This is a genomic window from Clostridioides sp. LIBA-6622 (genome assembly GCF_056716095.1).
Genome location: NZ_CP196998.1, coordinates 2,062,937 through 2,081,570 on the forward strand (window position 1 = coordinate 2,062,937; position 18,634 = coordinate 2,081,570).

20 protein-coding genes are annotated in these 18,634 nt (G+C 29.4%); 16 read left to right on the forward strand and 4 right to left on the reverse strand.

From position 1 onward, the window contains the following. The first annotated feature begins 12 nt into the window (after positions 1–12). The 13 genes from ACTG47_RS09975 to ACTG47_RS10035 all read left to right on the forward strand — a co-directional run bounded on the left by ACTG47_RS09975 (position 13) and on the right by ACTG47_RS10035 (position 10,180). Entirely contained in the window at positions 13–1,377 is a 1,365-nt protein-coding gene (locus ACTG47_RS09975) for an ethanolamine ammonia-lyase subunit EutB (protein ID WP_479927048.1), read from the forward strand. 12 nt (positions 1,378–1,389) lie between these two features. Next, positions 1,390–2,271: an ethanolamine ammonia-lyase subunit EutC gene (gene eutC / locus ACTG47_RS09980; RefSeq protein WP_479927049.1), complete on the forward strand. Its 882-nt coding sequence runs from the start codon at positions 1,390–1,392 to the stop codon at positions 2,269–2,271. 19 nt (positions 2,272–2,290) lie between these two features. Next, on the forward strand, positions 2,291–2,944 hold the full coding sequence (gene eutL, locus ACTG47_RS09985) for an ethanolamine utilization microcompartment protein EutL (RefSeq protein WP_169466906.1): 654 nt from the start codon (positions 2,291–2,293) through the stop codon (positions 2,942–2,944). Between the two features lie 9 nt (positions 2,945–2,953). Then, positions 2,954–3,622 carry a BMC domain-containing protein gene (locus tag ACTG47_RS09990; protein WP_479927050.1) on the forward strand — a complete coding sequence of 223 codons (669 nt, stop codon included), beginning with the start codon at positions 2,954–2,956 and terminating at the stop codon, positions 3,620–3,622. Positions 3,623–3,624: 2 nt separating this feature from the next. Further along, complete coding sequence (locus tag ACTG47_RS09995; protein WP_479927051.1) at positions 3,625–5,094, forward strand: acetaldehyde dehydrogenase (acetylating); 1,470 nt, start codon at positions 3,625–3,627, stop codon at positions 5,092–5,094. A gap of 92 nt (positions 5,095–5,186) precedes the next feature. After that, on the forward strand, positions 5,187–5,474 hold the full coding sequence (gene eutM / locus ACTG47_RS10000) for an ethanolamine utilization microcompartment protein EutM (protein ID WP_003423991.1): 288 nt from the start codon (positions 5,187–5,189) through the stop codon (positions 5,472–5,474). Positions 5,475–5,601: 127 nt separating this feature from the next. Next, the gene (locus ACTG47_RS10005; protein WP_169466912.1) at positions 5,602–6,363 is read left to right on the forward strand and encodes a cobalamin adenosyltransferase; all 762 of its coding nucleotides are present in this window, start codon (positions 5,602–5,604) and stop codon (positions 6,361–6,363) included. A 12-nt stretch (positions 6,364–6,375) separates the two neighbouring features. Beyond that, positions 6,376–7,005 carry an ethanolamine utilization phosphate acetyltransferase EutD gene (eutD, locus tag ACTG47_RS10010; protein ID WP_479927052.1) on the forward strand — a complete coding sequence of 210 codons (630 nt, stop codon included), beginning with the start codon at positions 6,376–6,378 and terminating at the stop codon, positions 7,003–7,005. Positions 7,006–7,047: 42 nt separating this feature from the next. Beyond that, on the forward strand, positions 7,048–7,773 hold the full coding sequence (locus ACTG47_RS10015; protein ID WP_479927053.1) for a TIGR02536 family ethanolamine utilization protein: 726 nt from the start codon (positions 7,048–7,050) through the stop codon (positions 7,771–7,773). A gap of 12 nt (positions 7,774–7,785) precedes the next feature. Then, entirely contained in the window at positions 7,786–8,058 is a 273-nt protein-coding gene (locus tag ACTG47_RS10020) for a EutN/CcmL family microcompartment protein (protein WP_021384701.1), read from the forward strand. After that, complete coding sequence (locus tag ACTG47_RS10025) at positions 8,051–8,602, forward strand: BMC domain-containing protein (protein ID WP_479927054.1); 552 nt, start codon at positions 8,051–8,053, stop codon at positions 8,600–8,602. Before ACTG47_RS10020 ends, ACTG47_RS10025 begins: the two co-directional genes overlap by 8 nt. An 11-nt stretch (positions 8,603–8,613) precedes the next feature. Next, entirely contained in the window at positions 8,614–9,705 is a 1,092-nt protein-coding gene (eutH, locus tag ACTG47_RS10030; RefSeq protein WP_169466918.1) for an ethanolamine utilization protein EutH, read from the forward strand. A gap of 1 nt (position 9,706) precedes the next feature. Further along, positions 9,707–10,180 (forward strand): cupin domain-containing protein, encoded by a 474-nt coding sequence (locus ACTG47_RS10035; RefSeq protein ID WP_207716213.1) that lies wholly within the window; start codon positions 9,707–9,709, stop codon positions 10,178–10,180. Positions 10,181–10,286: 106 nt separating this feature from the next. Here ACTG47_RS10035 and ACTG47_RS10040 read toward each other — a convergent pair whose 3' ends face one another. Then, positions 10,287–10,886, reverse strand: coding sequence for an ATP-binding cassette domain-containing protein (locus ACTG47_RS10040; protein ID WP_169466920.1), 600 nt, complete (start codon positions 10,884–10,886; stop codon positions 10,287–10,289). A gap of 169 nt (positions 10,887–11,055) precedes the next feature. On the opposite strand from ACTG47_RS10040, the gene ACTG47_RS10045 reads away from it, so the two are divergent. After that, positions 11,056–12,414, forward strand: a complete 1,359-nt coding sequence (locus ACTG47_RS10045) for a hypothetical protein (protein ID WP_479927055.1) — start codon at positions 11,056–11,058, stop codon at positions 12,412–12,414. Then, a complete protein-coding gene (locus ACTG47_RS10050) occupies positions 12,407–13,039 on the forward strand; it encodes an OmpA family protein (protein ID WP_169466923.1) in 633 nt (210 codons plus the stop codon). Before ACTG47_RS10045 ends, ACTG47_RS10050 begins: the two co-directional genes overlap by 8 nt. A gap of 430 nt (positions 13,040–13,469) precedes the next feature. Here the strand turns inward: ACTG47_RS10050 and ACTG47_RS10055 are convergent, their stop codons facing one another. Continuing rightward, positions 13,470–14,876, reverse strand: coding sequence for a sensor domain-containing diguanylate cyclase (locus ACTG47_RS10055; RefSeq protein WP_479927056.1), 1,407 nt, complete (start codon positions 14,874–14,876; stop codon positions 13,470–13,472). Positions 14,877–15,340: 464 nt separating this feature from the next. Between ACTG47_RS10055 and ACTG47_RS10060 the strand changes: the two genes are divergently transcribed. Then, a complete protein-coding gene (locus ACTG47_RS10060) occupies positions 15,341–16,498 on the forward strand; it encodes a ComEC/Rec2 family competence protein (protein WP_479927076.1) in 1,158 nt (385 codons plus the stop codon). A gap of 109 nt (positions 16,499–16,607) precedes the next feature. Here the strand turns inward: ACTG47_RS10060 and lexA are convergent, their stop codons facing one another. Further along, on the reverse strand, positions 16,608–17,243 hold the full coding sequence (gene lexA, locus ACTG47_RS10065; protein WP_009897067.1) for a transcriptional repressor LexA: 636 nt from the start codon (positions 17,241–17,243) through the stop codon (positions 16,608–16,610). A 103-nt stretch (positions 17,244–17,346) separates the two neighbouring features. Continuing rightward, complete coding sequence (locus ACTG47_RS10070; protein ID WP_479927057.1) at positions 17,347–18,474, reverse strand: tyrosine-type recombinase/integrase; 1,128 nt, start codon at positions 18,472–18,474, stop codon at positions 17,347–17,349. Positions 18,475–18,634 lie beyond the last annotated feature (160 nt).

Genomic DNA, 18,634 nt, shown 5'->3' on the forward strand with positions numbered 1-18,634 from the left:
GGAGGTAAGTAAATGATTTTAAAGACAAAATTATTTGGACGTACTTATCAGTTTAAAAGCTTATACGATGTAATGGCTAAAGCTAATGAAGAAAAATCAGGAGATAAATTAGCAGGTCTTGCAGCAGAATCAGCTGAAGAAAGAATAGCAGCAAAGGTTGTTTTATCACACATAAAGTTAGAGGATATAAGAAATAATCCTGCAGTAGCATATGAGGAAGATGAAGTAACAAGAATAATACAAGATGCTGTAAATGAAAAAGTATATGAAGAAATAAAAGAATGGACAGTATCAGAACTTAGAGAATGGATATTGGATTCAAATACTACAAGTCTTGATATAAGAAGAATATCAAGAGGATTAACTTCTGAAATAATAGCAGCAGTTGCAAAGTTAATGTCAAATATGGACTTAGTTTATGCTGCTAGAAAAATAAAAGTTACTGCTCATTGTAACACAACTATAGGAGAAGAAGGTACATTATCAGCAAGACTTCAGCCTAATCATCCTACAGATGACCCAGATGGAATACTTGCATCACTTCTTGAAGGTTTAACTTTTGGTATAGGAGATGCAGTACTTGGTTTAAACCCAGTTGACGACTCGGTTGAAAGCGTCACTAAAGTGTTAAAAAGATTTGAAGAAGTAAAACAAAAATATCAAATACCAACTCAAACATGTGTATTAGCACATGTTACTACACAAATGGAAGCAATAAGAAATGGTGCTCCTGCAGATTTAATATTCCAATCTATAGCAGGCTCTGAAAAGGGAAATGAAGCATTTGGATTCAGTGGTGATACTATCGAGGAAGCAAGACAATTAGCTTTAAAACATGGTACAGCTACTGGACCTAATGTTATGTATTTTGAAACTGGACAAGGTTCAGAATTATCTTCAGAAGCACATCATGGAATAGACCAGGTTACTATGGAAGCTAGATGTTATGGATTTGCTAAAAAGTATGAACCATTCTTAGTAAATACAGTTGTTGGATTTATAGGACCTGAGTATTTATATGATGCTAGAGAAGTAGTAAGAGCAGGGCTTGAAGACCATTTTATGGGTAAACTACATGGCTTACCAATGGGTGTTGACGTTTGTTACACTAACCACATGAAGGCTGACCAAAATGATATGGAAAACTTAGCTATACTACTGACAACAGCAGGATGTACGTATTTTATGGGAATACCTCATGGAGATGATGTAATGCTTAACTACCAAACAACAGGATACCATGAAACAGCATCACTTAGAGAAATGTTTGGATTGACAGCAATAAAAGAATTTGATGCTTGGATGGAGAAGATGGGATTCTCTAAAAATGGTAAGCTAACAGAGTTAGCAGGAGACGCATCTATATTATTAGGATAGGAGGTATTTAGTATGAATGAGAAGGATTTAAAAGCATTAGTAGAACAGTTAGTTGGACAAATGGTTGGAGAATTAGATACTAATGTTGTATCTGAAACTGTTAAGAAAGCAACTGAAACTGTAATTGATAATGATGCCTGTATAGATGATATAACAGAAATTGATATAAGAAAGCAATTACTAGTAAAAAATCCTAAGGATGCAGAAGCTTACTTAGATATGAAATCCAAAACACCTGCAAGATTAGGTATAGGAAGAGCTGGTACAAGATATAAAACAGAAACAGTTTTAAGATTTAGAGCAGACCATGCTGCTGCTCAAGATGCTGTATTCTCTTATGTAGATGAAGAATTTATAAAAGAAAATAATATGTTTGCAGTAGAAACTTTATGTAAAGATAAAGATGAATACTTAACTAGACCAGACCTAGGAAGAAAATTCTCTCCAGAAACTATAAATAATATAAAATCTAAATTTGGAACAAATCAAAAGGTTTTAATATTAGTTGGAGATGGACTTAGTTCAGCAGCTATAGAAGCAAACTTAAAAGATTGTGTTCCAGCTATAAAACAAGGTCTAAAAATGTATGGTATAGACTCAAGTGAAATTTTATTTGTTAAACACTGTAGAGTTGGTGCTATGGACCACTTAGGAGAGGAACTAGGTTGTGAAGTTATATGTATGTTGGTTGGAGAAAGACCTGGTTTAGTTACTGCTGAATCAATGTCAGCATATATAGCATATAAGCCATATATAGGAATGGCAGAAGCAAAAAGAACAGTTATATCAAATATCCATAAAGGTGGAACAACTGCAGTTGAAGCAGGTGCTCATATAGCTGAACTTATAAAAACTATGTTAGATAAAAAAGCTTCAGGAATAGACCTTAAATAAAGTCGAGGGAGTGTAGAATATGAAAAACGATATGATTCGTCCTAATATACTAGGAGTTAAAATAATTTCGAATATAAGTCCAGAAATGGCACAAAAACTAGAATTAAAGTCACACCACAAAAGCTTAGGTTTAATAACTGCAGACTGTGATGATGTTACATATACTGCTCTTGATGAAGCAACTAAAGCTTCAGAAGTTGATGTTGTATATGCAAAGTCAATGTATGCAGGTGCAGGAAATGCTTCAACAAAACTTGCTGGTGAAGTTTTAGGAATAATAGCAGGACCAAGTCCAGCTGAAGTAAGAAGTGGATTAAATGCAATAATTGATTTTATGGAATATGGAGCAACTTTTATAAGCGCAAATGATGATGATTCAATAGCCTATTACGCTCATTGTGTATCAAGAACAGGCACATACCTTTCAGAAGTAGCAGGAATAAGAGAAGGTGAAGCATTAGCTTATTTAGTGGCTCCACCACTTGAAGCAATGTATGCTTTAGATGCAGCAATGAAGGCAGCAGATGTTAAAATGTGTGAATTATTTGCACCTCCAACTGAAACAAACTTTGGTGGAGCATTACTTACAGGTTCTCAATCAGCTTGTAAAGCAGCATGTGATGCATTTGCCGAAGCAGTAAAATCAGTTGCAGACAATCCAACAGGATTCTAGGATAGTTAGATGGATGCTATAGGCTTAATAGAAGTAATAGGATATATTGCTGCAATAGAAGCTTCTGATGCCTGTTTAAAATCTGCAAATGTTAATCTTGTAAGAATTGATAAGGTTGGAGCAGGTATTGTTACTTTAACGATATGTGGAGATGTTGGCGCTGTTAAATCTGCTCTAGAGGCAGGTGAAATGGCAGTTTCAAGAATTGGTACATTAAGAGCATCACATATTATACCAAGAATCCATAATGAAGTAACAGATGCTTTATTTAAAAAAGAAGAATCTAAAATCTGTGAAGTTTTAGAAAAGACAGATAAGAACTTTGAAAATATATTAGAAATAGATAATGTAATTTTAGATAATGCTGAAAATAATGATAATGAAAAACAAGATAGTAATATAAATAAAGTTAAAAATGAAATAAAAACAGTTGATGATAGTTTAACTGAGACTAATGAAGAAAAAATAGAAAATTCTAATACTAATAAAGAAGTATTAGAACAAGTTAACATAGAAAATACTGATTTTGATAAAGATGACTTATCAAAAAATAGTGTAAAAAAACTTAAGGCTATAGCTAAGAAATTAGACTCTTCAATAACTTATAAAGATTTAAATATTCTTAAAAAAGAAGAGTTAATAAACTTAGTTAAAAAGCTTAGCAGAGGGGATAGATAGTTATGACACTTTTAGATAAAGATTTAGTATCTATACAAGAAGTCAGAACTCTTGTAAAAAAGGCTAAAGTGGCTCAAGATAAACTTTCTAAAATGAGCCAAGAGCAAATAGATAAAATAGTAAAGTCTATTGCAGATGCAGCATTTAATAATGCTACTAGGTTAGCTAAAATGGCAAATGAAGAAACTGGATTTGGAAAATGGGAAGACAAAGTAATAAAAAATACTTTTGCATCTATGGGAGTTTATGAAACTTTAAAAGATACAAAAACTATTGGAATAATTAGTGAAGATAAAAAAGCAAACACTATAGATATAGCTACACCAGTTGGAGTTGTGGCAGGTCTTATACCTTCAACAAACCCAACATCAACAGTAATATATAAAACGATAATATCTGTAAAAGCAGGAAATACTATAGTTTTCTCTCCGCATCCAAATGCAAAAAAATGTATACTTGAAACAGTTAAAATAATAAATGAAGCAGCTATAAATGCTGGTGCACCAGATGATTCAATATTATGTATAACTAATCCAAGTATAGTTGGAACAAACGAATTAATGAAGCACAAGGATACAAACTTAATATTAGCAACAGGAGGAGAAGCAATGGTTAGAGCTGCTTACTCTTCAGGAACACCAGCTATAGGAGTTGGCCCTGGAAATGGACCAGCATTCATAGATAAATCAGCAAATGTTAAGTTAGCTATTAAAAGAATAATAGACTCTAAAACTTTTGATAATGGTGTTATATGTGCATCAGAACAATCAATAGTAGTAGAAAAGTCTATGGAAGAAACTGTTCTAAAAGAACTTAAACACCAAGGTGCATATCTTTTAAATGAAGAAGAGAGTGAAAGATTAGCTAAATTCATATTAAGAGCTAATGGTACTATGAATCCACAAATAGTTGGTAAGAGTGTTGAGGTAATAGCAAACTTAGCAGACCTTGCAAATGTACCTAAAAATACAAAAGTTCTAGTTGCAAGAGAAACTAAAGTTGGTCATAATGTAGCCTATTCAAGAGAAAAACTTACACCAATCCTTGCATTCTATGTTGAAGATAATGTAGATGCCATTATGAATAGATGTAGAGAAATATTGTTAAATGAAGGAGCTGGACATACTTTCTCAATACATGCAAATGATGAAGAATTGGTAAAAAGATTTGCTCTTAACATGCCAGTATCAAGAATACTTGTGAATACTCCTTCAGCACTTGGAGGAATAGGTGCATCAACAAATCTTGTACCAGCACTAACACTTGGTTGTGGAGCGATAGGTGGAAGCTCAACTTCAAACAATGTAGGTCCACTCGATTTAATAAATGTTAAAAGAGTAGCTTATGGAATCAAGGAAATAGAAGAACTTGGCAGAGATAAATCTCAAGTTGAAAAATCAATGTTTGACTCAATGGATAAAGAAGAATTAATAAATCTTCTAGTTCAAAGATTAGTCAAAGAACTAGCATAATTAAAATAAACAATGAAGCTTATAGTTTATAACTATGAGATTTCTAAAAATAAAAACTATAAAATAATATTAAATTTTTGGAGGATAAGATTATGGCAAGTGCAAATGCATTAGGAATGATAGAAACTAAAGGATTAGTAGGAGCAATAGAAGCAGCAGATGCAATGGTTAAAGCTGCAAATGTACAATTAGTAGGAAAAGAGCAAGTAGGTGGAGGATTAGTTACTGTAATGGTAAGAGGAGATGTTGGAGCTGTTAAAGCTGCTACAGATGCTGGAGCCGCTGCTGCTGAGAGAGTTGGAGAACTAATATCAGTTCATGTTATACCAAGACCACATTTTGAAGTAGATGCTATATTACCAAAAGTATCAGCTGAGTAATTTAAATGTAATTTAAAAATCTAAATTTTGATTAAAAAAAGAGGCTATCTCAAAAATGAGTCTTACTAATAAACTCAATGTATTTTGAGGTAGCTTTTTTTATACATCTAATAGGAGATGTGATAAGATGGGTGTTTTAACAGAAAATGAAGTAAAAAGAAAAATCGGAAAAAACAAAGATAATATAACTGAATTTTATATAGAAAAAGGACAAATAATAACTCCTTCTGCAAAATCTTATTTAGCTGAGAGAAGTATTGAACTTAAATATGTTGATAAATTTTCAGCAATAAATAATGAACCTAAGGAAGTTATAAAAGAAGTAGTTAAAGAGAAAACATATAGATATACTACTATATTTGGTGCTAAATTAGATGAAAAACCAGAGCATATGACTCAGTTAAATGGAAATCTTCTAGTTTTTAAAGACCACAAAAGAATAATTCTAAGAGGTAAAATAGATTCACTTGAATCAGAAATACTAAAAACACAAATTCTTTGTCAAAAGCTAGATATGCCAAAACTTGTTAAGGAATTACAAGAAGTATTGGATTTTGTAAGAAATATAATGAGATGTGAAGTTTTGGAAGAGAAGCTAGAAGACTTTAAACTTTTAGGATTAACTCCTGAAGAACTTAGAGAACAATCTCACTATCCTAAAAAATACTTTGGTATAGGACATGAATTTCCAAGTTACGAAATGGGTGAAGCTGTAATTGCTATAAATAGTATAAGAAGCAATACACGAGAAGTTGAACTTGCAGCTTATGAAGCATTTAAAGGTGAATATGGAAATGTTAATAGAGAAGATTTAATAAAGGCACTTAATAGATTATCATCTGCATTTTGGATAATGATATATAAAGTTAGAACTAATAAGTATAAGTAGTTGGAGGATGTAATGGAAAGTCTATTAAACGAAATAGTAGAAGAAGTAATAAATAGAGTTAAAAAAGAAGCGTTCATAGAGGTTGAAGCATCAGGAAGACATGTTCATTTAAATAGAGAAGATGTAGATAAATTATTTGGTAAGGGATATACTCTTACAAAATTAAAAGACTTATCTCAACCAGGTCAATATGCTTGTAAGGAAAGGGTTACAATAACAGGACCTAAGGGAAGTATAAAAAATGTAGTTGTACTTGGACCATGTAGAGAAGAAACTCAGGTAGAAATCTCTTTAACAGATGGTTCAACTCTTGGATTAAAAGCTCCTATAAAACAAAGCGGAGACTTAGAAGGAACTTTAATGATTAAAATATCAACACAACATGGCGAAGTTGAACTTGATAAGGGATTAATGGTTGCTAAAAGACACATACATATGACACCTGCTGATGCAGAAAAATTTAATGTATGTGACAAAGAAATAGTTGAAGCTAAGGTGATGGGTCAGAGACCTCTAACATTTGACGATGTAGTAATAAGAGTTAGTGATAGCTTTAAAACTTACATGCACATAGATTATGATGAGGCTAATGCATGTGGCTATTCAAAAGGAACTGTCGCTAAAATAATAAAGAAAGCATAAATTTAGTTTGCTATATAAGATTACCTCTAGGGAGGATTTAATATGAATTATGATAAGCTCATAGATTTAATAATAGAAGAAATCTACAAAAAAATAAATAATGATGAACTAAATGTATCTAATAAACCTAAAGCTGTAACTGTATTTGAACAGGATAGCAATAAATTTAATTTATTAAAAGAAGAATTTGAAATAGTAGAATTTAATAAAAACATAAAAGAATGCGAAATAGTGATAGTTTCAAAACTTTGTATGAGAGGATTATCAAACTTAGCATTTGGAAATTCAACAAGTGATGAAGAAAGATTTATACTAAAGATGCTTATGAAAGGTAAAAAAGTATATGTATTAGATGAAGGAATTGAATACAGAAGATATAAAGATACTGCACCAAAAGCATTGTATAAAAAATTTCTATCATTTGAAGATGAAATACGTAAATTTGGTGTGGAAATTATAAAAGATTTAAATGCTATATCTAAGGATAAATTAAGTATAAAAAGCGGAACATTAAGTGCTAAAGGTATTGAAAAAGAAGATAAAAAAACTTTAAATAAAGATGCTATAAGTTTAATTAATACAGAAAGTACAAATATAGATAATGAATTTAGTTTAGATTTAAGAAATAAAAAGCTTATATCAGAAGCTGATTTAAGAAAACCGACTATAAATGGAGTTAAAAATATATTAGTTAATAAAAAAAGTATAATAACACCATTAGCTATAGATTTTATGAGAATACATCATCTTGAACTAAAGAAAATGTAAGGAGGTAATTTTATGGATATAGGAAAAGTTGTAGGTAATGTTTGGGCTACAAGAAAAGATGAGAAATTATGTGGTCAAAAACTTTTAGTAGTAAAAATTTTAAAAACTAAAGACACATACAAAGAAGGCTTCATGGTTGCGGCCGATAATGCAGGGGCAGGAAATGGAGACTTAGTTCTTATATCCAAAGGTTCCTCAGCAAGAGAATCTATTGAAAAAAAACATGTTCCAGTAGATGCGACCATAGTTGGAGTGGTTGATTCATTTGAGGTATTTGATGAATAAAAGTATAGGTGCTATAGAGTTTAAAAGTATAGCTAAAGGTATAGAAGTATCTAATGAAATGGTTAAAAAAACTTCCGTTGATGTAATATACTTAAAAAGTATTTGTCCAGGTAAATTTTTAATAATAGTAGGTGGAGAAACTTCTTATGTAAATGAATGTATAAATTATGGAATGGAACTTGGAGGAAAGTACATTTTAGATAATTTTGTAATAAATTCAATTTCACAAGAAATCTTAAATGGATTTAAAAATAAGTACCAGACATTAGATAATATAGTCTCTATAGGCGTTGTTGAAACTAGTAAAGTATGTGCTGGAATAAAAATGCTTGATAAGGTTTTAAAATCAGGTGACTTAGTATTAGTAAAACTTCAATTGTCTTTTGCCATAGGCGGAAAGTTAGTATATATAGTAGCAGGAGATTTAAGTAGTTTAGAATATGCATTAAAAGAAAGTGAAAAAGTTGTAAAAGAAAAAGAAATAATCTATAAGACTGTAATATCATCAGTAGACAGTCAAATAACAAAAAGTCTAATAAAATAATGGGGGTCATTATGAGTATAAACGAAATTATAATCTATGTAATGGTAGTCTTCATGGTACTTGGAGCTATAGATAAATGTATAGGCAATAAATTTGGTCTTGGAGAACAGTTTGAAGAAGGTATAATGGCAATGGGTTCGCTTGCAGTTGCAATGGTTGGTGTTATATGTCTAGCACCAGTACTTGCTGATGTATTAAGACCAATTGTAGTACCAGTGTTTGATATGCTTGGAGCTGACCCAGCTATGTTTGCTGGAAGTTTATTAGCTAATGATATGGGTGGTGCACCACTTGCTCTTGAACTTGCAAAGGACCCAAATGCTGGATTATTTGGAGGATTAATAGTAGGAGCTATGATGGGACCTACAATAGTATTTATAATACCAGTTGCACTTGGGATAATAGAAAAAGAAGACCAAAAATTCTTAGCAACAGGAATACTTGCAGGGATAATAACAATACCTGTTGGGGCGTTTGTTGGTGGATTAGTTGCAGGATTTGAGGTAATGATGGTTCTTAGAAACTTAGTGCCAATAATAATATTTGCAGTAGTTATAGCACTTGGATTATTAAAGTTTGAAAATGCTATGATAAAAGGATTCACATACTTTGGAAAAGGTGTAGTAATAGTTATAACTTTAGGACTTGCTGCTGCAATAGTTGAGGCCTTAACAGGAATAGTTGTAATACCTGGAATGAAACCAATAGGTGAAGGTATAGAAATAGTAGGGGATATAGCAATAGTTTTAGCAGGGGCATTCCCGCTAGTATTTGTTATAACAAAAGTGTTCAATAAACCATTGATGGCTTTAGGAAAGGTTCTTGGAATGAATGATGTATCAGCAGCAGGGCTTGTTGCAAGTTTAGCTAACTGTATACCAATGTTTGGTATGATGAAAGATATGGATAATAGAGGAAAGATAATAAACGTGGCATTCTCTGTATCAGCAGCATTCGTATTTGGAGACCACTTAGGATTTACAGCAGGGTTTAATGCCAATATGATAACACCAATGATAGTTGCTAAATTGGTTGGTGGTATAACAGCAGTCCTATTAGCTATGGTTATCGCAAATAAAACACTAAAAAAGGAGAATGCATAAGATGGATATAACAAATATAGATAAAAACTTGATTGAAACATTAGTAAGACAAATAATAGAAGAAAAAGTAAATGGAACTAAAGATAGTGTAGATTTCGTTAGAAATAAAGATGTTAGTGGAATAACTTCTATAAAGTTACCAACAGTAAAGGTTAGTGAATCTGATAGATTGGATACAGGAAATCCTAATGATGTAGTTTATACAAAAGATTTATTTACATTAGAGGAAAGTCCAAGATTAGGTTGTGGTATGATGGAAATGAAGGAAACTACTTTTGACTGGACTTTAAACTATGATGAAATAGATTATGTGATAGATGGAACTTTAGATATAATAATAGATGGAAGAAAGGTTTCTGCTTCTTCAGGTGAGTTAATATTTATACCAAAAGGAAGTAAGATACAGTTCTCTGTACCTGACTATGCTAGATTTATATATGTAACGTATCCAGCCGATTGGGCATCTCAAAATTAACAATAAATTAAAATACAAACTATCAATTAAACATATATTTAATTAGGCTATGAATTCAAATTCATAGCTTTTTAATTATAAATTAAAAGATATCACAAATTATATTTTAATGTTGCACTTTTATACATATAGCTTCACCAATATCATGTGTAACCAAAATAGTAGACTTATTCTCATTTTTAATAATACTATAAACATCATCACAAACTAACAATCTCGTCTGATAATCAAGAGCTGAAAAAGGCTCATCTAAAAGTAAAATATCTGGATTTACAGAAAGTGTTCTAATAAGAGCAACCCTTTGTCTCATACCCCCAGATAATTCTTTCGGGTACATGCTTCTAAAATCCCATAATCCATAAGTCTTTAAAAGACTTTCAACTCTGTCTAAAGATTTTTTATCTTTTTTGCCTTGAATTTCTAAGCCAATAGTTATATTATCCATTATATTTCTCCATTCAAGCAAATTATCTTTTTGAAACATATATCCAATATTTCCAGTAATCTTTACATCGCCACTAGTTGGTTTTAAAAGATTAGTAAGAATATTTAAAATTGTAGATTTACCGCTTCCAGAAGGACCAAGCAAAGTTAATATTTCTCCTTCTTTCAAATTAAAATTAACATCTTTTAATACTTCAAGCTCGCCTTCCTTAGTGTAGAAGTTCATATTTATATTTTTAACTTCTACTATGTTGTCATTCATTATGCCACCCCCTATAACTTTTAGCTCGTATATATTATGTTATTAACAATATGACCTATTTGTACCATTTTTCATAAATATAATATAAATATTTTGTTTATTTACGTATTTTCTTAGTAACTTGTACGTATAAATTATAGATAAATAAATTATAAGGTAGGGGATAGAATTGAGTAACATAATAACTAATTTAATAGAGTCAATATTTACTAATCCGATAACTATATTGTTTTTACTTGCAATAACTTTATATTCTGTTTTTAAAATAATAGAAAATAACAGGGTATACTCGTTTGTAAGTTCAAAACTAGAAGAAATCAATAAAAATCATAAAACGAGTGAATTTTATGGGAAGGTAAGGAACGATTACTATACATATAGCAAAGAAAATCCTTATTCTGAAGTAAATATAACTTCTTTTATAGAAGAAGTTGTATCAGATTTAAAACACAATAATTTACCGCTTTTAGAAAAGATTAGAAGTATAAAAAATTCATCTTCAATAAGTATATTGCTTGGAGTTCTAGGTACATTTGTTGGTCTTTCTACAATGCTTTTATGTGTTGATACTAAAGATATTATAAATTCGCTTCCTTCAACTATTAGTAGTATGCAGACTGCATTTACAACAAGCATATTTGGAGTTGTATTTTCTCTAATTATAGGTTACTTTACGAAGATAAAAGATTGTGAACATGTTTTAATACAGATAATGTTAAAATGCGAAAATTTATTAACATCTGAGATAACTCATTTTAAATCAGAAAGAATGGATTTAAAGGTAGAAGAGGTAAAAAATACAATAAAACAAATAAGTAAGTCTATAGAAGCTATTGAAAAATTTGATAAAATATCTAAAGATTTAAATGACTTCAATGATGAATTTATAAGTGGAATAGAAGCTTTAAAAGGCCTTTTAGAAGGTTCTCAAAGCTCTATTAAAACATTTGACCAAAGCGTAAGGAAATTAGATAAACAGTTTAATATTTTAAATGTAAAGTTTGTAAAACTGTTTGATAAGTATGATAATCAAGATAACATAAATAAAGAAATTTTATTTGACATAAAAGAATCTTCAAAAAATATATATAATGCCACTGAAAGCCAGTTTAAAATTAGAGATTACATAAAAAATATAAATGCAGGATTTGCTCTATATGAAAGAAGTGCCCAAGATTTATTAACTAAATTAATAACTCATGAAAATAAAATATCTCAAAATCAAAAAATACTTTTAGATGAAAAATTTACTCTAGATGATTCAATAAAAAATCTTTCAAGTATTATTGAAAACTTTTCTAATGACCTACAAGTTAAACTAGATATAATGTTTGAGAACTCTTTAGACATTCAAGATAAATTAGATGTTATGTTTAATAACTCTTTTATGAATGATGAAGTTCCTCTTGATAGTGAAGAATTATTTAAAGGTGATATTGATAGTGTATTTAACCCTTTCAGCGAAGAAATTTATGAGATAGAAAACAAAGAAATAAAGGTCATAGGTGAGGATGAGTTAAATGAATAATAAATATAGAAGAACTGTTAACAGAGAATTTGAAAAGAGTAGCTTTTGGCCAACATTTACAGACTTATTATCAACTGTATTGATGGTTGTGATTCTTATCTTATTTAGCTCAGAAAGTATTTCAGGTTCTGTTGAGCAAGATTTAGCTAAGAATGTAAATGCTTCTGTTGAGGAGACCTTTAAAAAAAGTGGTATGCCTGTGAAAGTAGATAAAGTTAATGGTCAGGTAACTTTTGGTGAAAGAACTATGTTTGATGTAGATAGTGACGTTTTAAAACCAGAGGCTAAAGAAATGTTAAAAATGTTCGTTCCAAAGTACATAGAAACTATTTATAAAGATTATGGTGATTATATATCCAAAATAGTTATAGAAGGTCATACAGATGATGTGGGAAGCTATATATACAATTTAGACTTATCTCAAAGAAGAGCATATAGTGTTGCAAAGTATATAGTTGGGGATGAGATTGGTAACTATAAATACAAAGATAAGGTTACTAGACATATTATTGCAATAGGGAGATCAAAAGCTGAACTTATAAAAAATGGAGATAATAGTGTAAACAGAGATGCATCTAGAAGGGTAGAGCTAAAATATGAAATAAATATTAATCAAAATAAATAGTTAAATTTTCATAAAAAAAAAGAAGGCAGTTGGTGTGAGCTTTAAGCCTTCTTTAAGGAAAAAGTTTATTTATTTTTGTTGATATTTAACATATTATAGTTTTTAGAAAAAATTTGCAATATATTAAACGTAAATGGGCGTTTAAAATGCATAACTGGGTACTACTGATGTAAAACATTTCATTTTATATAATATAAAATTTATAAGTAGTCAATTGTTCGTATTATTATGCAATAAGATATCATTTAAAATATTATGTAAAAAAATATCATAAAAACTCATATAATGCTATAGTTATTAGTATATTATATAGAATTTAAAGTAAGTTGATTCTTTATTAATTTTTATATATCAAGCCTCTAGTAGACAATTTGAAAGGTAACAGCTAAAATTAGTTGTTGCCTTTTTAATTTTAATAAAAAAATTGACTTTAATTATTTTTTATCAACTGATAGCCAAAACAGATTCCTGCTCCTCCAGATTTCTTGATTTGATACATTGCTTGGTCTGCTTTATTGATTAATTCTTCTGCGTTATTTCCATCTTCTGGATAACAAGCTATGCCAACACTAGTATTGCAATATACAGGACCATTTTTTAAATTCCATGGTTCTTTAAATCTTTTATGTATGAAACTTACTAAATTACGGATATTATCTTTTGTAATATCCCCACCAATTACAGCAACAAATTCATCTCCACCATTTCTATAGACTGAATTCTTAAGAAGTGGAATAGAAGAAAAAAAGTCTCCAAGTTTTATAAGGAATTCATCACCAGCATCATGCCCATAATTATCATTTATTACTTTAAAGCCATCAATATCGAAAAAAATTACATATCCTTGTTCATTTTCTTTAGCATTGTCAATTCTATTTTTACATTCCTCAATAAGCATTCTTCGGTTTGGAAGACCTGTTAACACATCGTAATTTGCCATATATTCAATTAATTCTTCATTCTTTTTATTATCAGTTATATCTGCACTGCTAACAAGGTGAGCAAGACGACCATCAACCCATCTAAAAGCTGTACTAAATACTCTAAACCATGCTCCATCAAAAGGTCTTTGGTAATTCCATGTATATACTCCTGTACTATTACCATTTTCATCAATAAGATTTTCTTGTGGGCAAAACTCGCAAGGAGATGTCTGTCCAGGGAAAAGAATTTGCCAACATTTATGGTTTGAAAATTGAGATATACCACCATAAGGAGCAGCCATTGACTCGTTAACGTATAAAATATCATATGTATAAAAATCAATTATATAAATATCTATGCCTGTATGATTTATTATTCCTTCAAGTGCAGTTTGTGTAAAGAAAACTTTATTTCTATGTATTCTTATGCCTAAATATTTTTCAAGCATTGAAAGTAAGATTGATAATGTCTTAAGTTCAGAATCAGATAAATCTATTTTACTGGATGTGGTATTTAAAAATAAGATAAAACCATAATTATTAAAATATTCATCTACTACAGAAATTCCAATCAAAGATTCTGCAGAAAAAATATCCATAAAATCAATCTTACATGATTTACAATCTTTATTTTTAGATAAGTAAATTATTTCCTGATGAGCTAATTGATTCTGAAAATCTGACTCAATTTCATGTGTATTGAAGCTATTACATAATTTTGTATCATTTAGACTATAATTTTCAATTAAATTAAATTGATTATATTGGTCTGCTTCGTATACTAAACCACATTCAAATGAGAAGCTATTACAGATAAGTTCAAGAGATTTAGTAACCGTTTTTGTATCTATGTGTTTTCCAATGAGCATATTAGCAAGTGTTTGAATAAGTGTATAATGTGAGTTATTTTTCATTTTTACCTCCTAAGTAAAAATCCTTTCAATAACTCATCATTTAGCTAAGTTTGAAATGGGAATTTCCTTCCTCAAATATAGATTAAGATAGTTAAACTGACAGTTATCAAAGTTTAAAATTATATTTTTATATTACTATAATGACTTATTTAGCTATTTTCTCTTAGTTAATACATATATTATAGTATATTTTTTTTATGGATTAAAGCTAAAAATCTCTTATGATATAATTTATTATCATCACTATTATATTAAATATTATTACTTAAAAATACATAAAAAATTAATGATTTATATTGTAAAAATAAAAAAACAATTAAGATATTATTGTTTTAGTGTTAAGTCGATATAATTTGACTATATAATAGAAATATTGATACTAAATGGTTAATTATGATAAAATAAGTCGATAGGTACTATAAAGTATTATGAAAATGGAGGAGTAGTTTGTGATAGGAAGTAGTATAACAAATAGTAATATAAAAAATAAAAGAAATTCTAAATTTAAAGCTTTAGTATTTTTACTGATAATATCTATATCTATTTATTTGACTGGTTGTGATACATCAGATAATGGCAACAATCAATCAAATAACAAAGAATCATTATCTAGTAGTATATCAAGTAATAAAAATGTAAAAATTCATTTTATCAACACTGGAAATAGTGATGCAATATTGATTCAAGATGGTAAAACTTTTATATTGATAGATGGGGGAGATAATGATGATGAAAATTTAATGGTAGATTATCTTAATAAGCAAGGTGTAAAAGATATTAAGTATCTTATAGCTACCCATTCTCATGCAGATCACTTAGGTGGACTTGATTCTGTTGTCAAAAACTTTAATATAGAGAATGTATTTGTATCGAATGGTTCAGCAGAAACAAAAAGTTATAGAGACTTTATAAATGCTTTGGCAAATAAGGATTTATCTCCAAGTGTACCACTTGAAAATAAGAAGTTTTATTTGGAAGATTCTTACTTCGAAGTTCTAAATACAAATGGTGGAGATACGACTAACGAACAATCTCTAGTTCTTGTATATACTAATGGTAAAGATAAAGCTTTATTTACGGGTGATGTGGAAGAAGGTACAGAAAAAGAGATATTACCAAAACTTAGTAAAGTAGACCTTTTAAAAGTAGCTCATCATGGTTCTCGTAGTAGTTCATCTCAAGTATTTTTAGATAAAGTAGACCCTGAGTATGCAGTCCTTTTAGTAGGTAAAGGTAATTCGTATGGGCATCCACATAAAGAAACTATGAATAAATTAGAAAAAATGGGTGTAAAAGTACATAGAAGTGATGAATGTTCAGATATAATATTTGAATCAACAGGTGATGGAGTATTTACAAGCTGTAAAGATGGAAGCTATAAAAAGGGTGTTAGAGAAGATGGAAACTCTGAAAAATCAAATAATAATACAACAAATAACGAGTCTTTAAATAAAGAACAAAATGTATCAAATACATCAGAAATAGTTTATTTCACTCCAAAAGGGAAGAGTTATCACTCTACAAAAAATTGTAGTGGTCTTTCAAGAAGTAAAAAAATATTATCGGGTACTATTGTAGAAAGCAAGAAGAATGACCCATGTGATATATGTTATGGAAAATAATAAAAAGGGTAGATAACAAAAAAATAAATGCATAAAAAAATAAGCTATAATCAATAGATAACATATTTTATCTATACAAATAGCTTATTTTTTTAGTATTCTTTAATAGTTATTTTATAACTCTAAATACACCAGTTACAATACCTACAATTTCAACTTCTGAGTCATTAAGCATAATTGGTTCCATAAAATCATTTTCTGGCTGAAGTCTTATCAAATTTCCTTCTTTAAAAAATCTCTTAACTGTAGCAGATTCACCATTTATAAGTGCAACTACTATCTGAGAATTCAAGGCTGTATTTTTTTTGTCTACTACAACGTAATCTTCATCTAAAATTCCTGCATTAATCATACTTTCGCCTTTTACTCTTAATACAAAATTATTACTGCCCTTTACTAAACTGGCAGGGAATGGAATGTATTCCTCTATGTTTTGTTGAGCTAAAATGGGTTCTCCAGCTGTTATTTGACCTACTAATGGAAGTTCTATTATTTCTTGATTAGCTCCAGAAACATCATTTACTTTACTACGTTCTAAAACTTCAATAGCTCTTGGTTTAGTAGGGTCTTTTCTTATGTATCCCAGTTTTTCAAGTTTATTTAGATGAGAGTGTACAGTTGATGTAGATCTTAACCCTACAGCAGTACATATTTCTCTTACAGCAGGTGGATAACCTTTTAATATGATTTGAGACTTTATAAATTCCAATATCAAGACTTGCTTTTCAGTTAGATCTAAATACATAACATCACTCATTTCTAAACATATTTTGTTTTTATTTCCATACGCTTTATATTTTTAATTATAACATAATCCATTTATATCTGCAAACATTTGTTCCTGATTTTTAATCATCCTCAATCCATTCGAAATTCTTAACTATATCACGTTTTACATTCTTTTTATGAGCTGCATAAAGCTGAGTAGTTGTGACATTATCATGGTCAAGTAAGTTTTGAACATCGTATATAGAAAATCCAGTTTGGATTAGAGAAGTCGCAGCAGTTGCTCTTAATTTGTGAGGGCTATATCCATTATCTCTAGTTGTATCTAGTGGAATAGAGGTATATTTTTTTACCAATGTTCTTATAGCTTTTGCTGTAATTCTTTTATTTTGAAGGGATAAAAACAAAGCATCTTTTTCATCATCATTTAATAAATCATCTCTTGTTCTTTCATTTTGCAAATAGTCTTTTATTACATGTTCACAAGTGTGATTTATTGGCATTAAAACTTCTTTTCCACGTTTCCTGTATATTTTAAATTCTCCTCTTGAAAAGTTAAAAGAAGATATATTTAGTTCTCTAAGTTCATTTAATCTAAGTCCATATGTAACAAATAGCGCTAAAATAGCTTTATCACGTAATTTGGTCTTTCTCCAATATACCTTTTCTTTTTCTGTAAGTCCTTCACCTGTTTCTACTGATTCTAACATTTTAGCAACTTCATCTATTTCAAGACGTTTAATAGCATCTGGTTGAGGCTTAGGAAGTTTGATTGGATTGAATCCATCAGTTATATTATTATCTATTTGAGAGTTTCTATATAAGAATTTAAATAGAGTAGAGATGGATGATTTTTTTCTTGCCAAAGCTCTATTATTATTTTCAAAAATTAATGTGTTTTTTTCTGTATTTTTATAATATCTACTACAATAATCACCTAAGAATAAATTTATATCTCTTGATTTTATTGTATTAAAATCATTTTCTGTAATATCTTTTATACAATCTGCACTTGTTAATTCTTTAGTTTCAACCAAATATGAACAGAAAAAATTTATATCTTCTAAATAAGCAAGTCGTGTGGAAACTGCAACAGAACCTTTTAGATATATAAAATAATCCTTCATAAATATAGGCAGTTTATTTTCTAAAAGTAGACATTTTTCTATAAGTTCATTTTCCTTGATGACAATATTATCAGGTTTATCTGATTTATTATGTATTTTTATAATTTTCTTATCATTGTTCAAAATTAAACCTCCTAAAGTTAAAATATAAATCTTATATATTTTTTTCTAATTATATGTATTTAGTATAAATATTTAATTTAATCATTTTATGTATTTTTAAGAGATTAGTAGTGCTTTAATCAATATCAGCGCTAACTATTCCCTAAATCCACATTTAAAG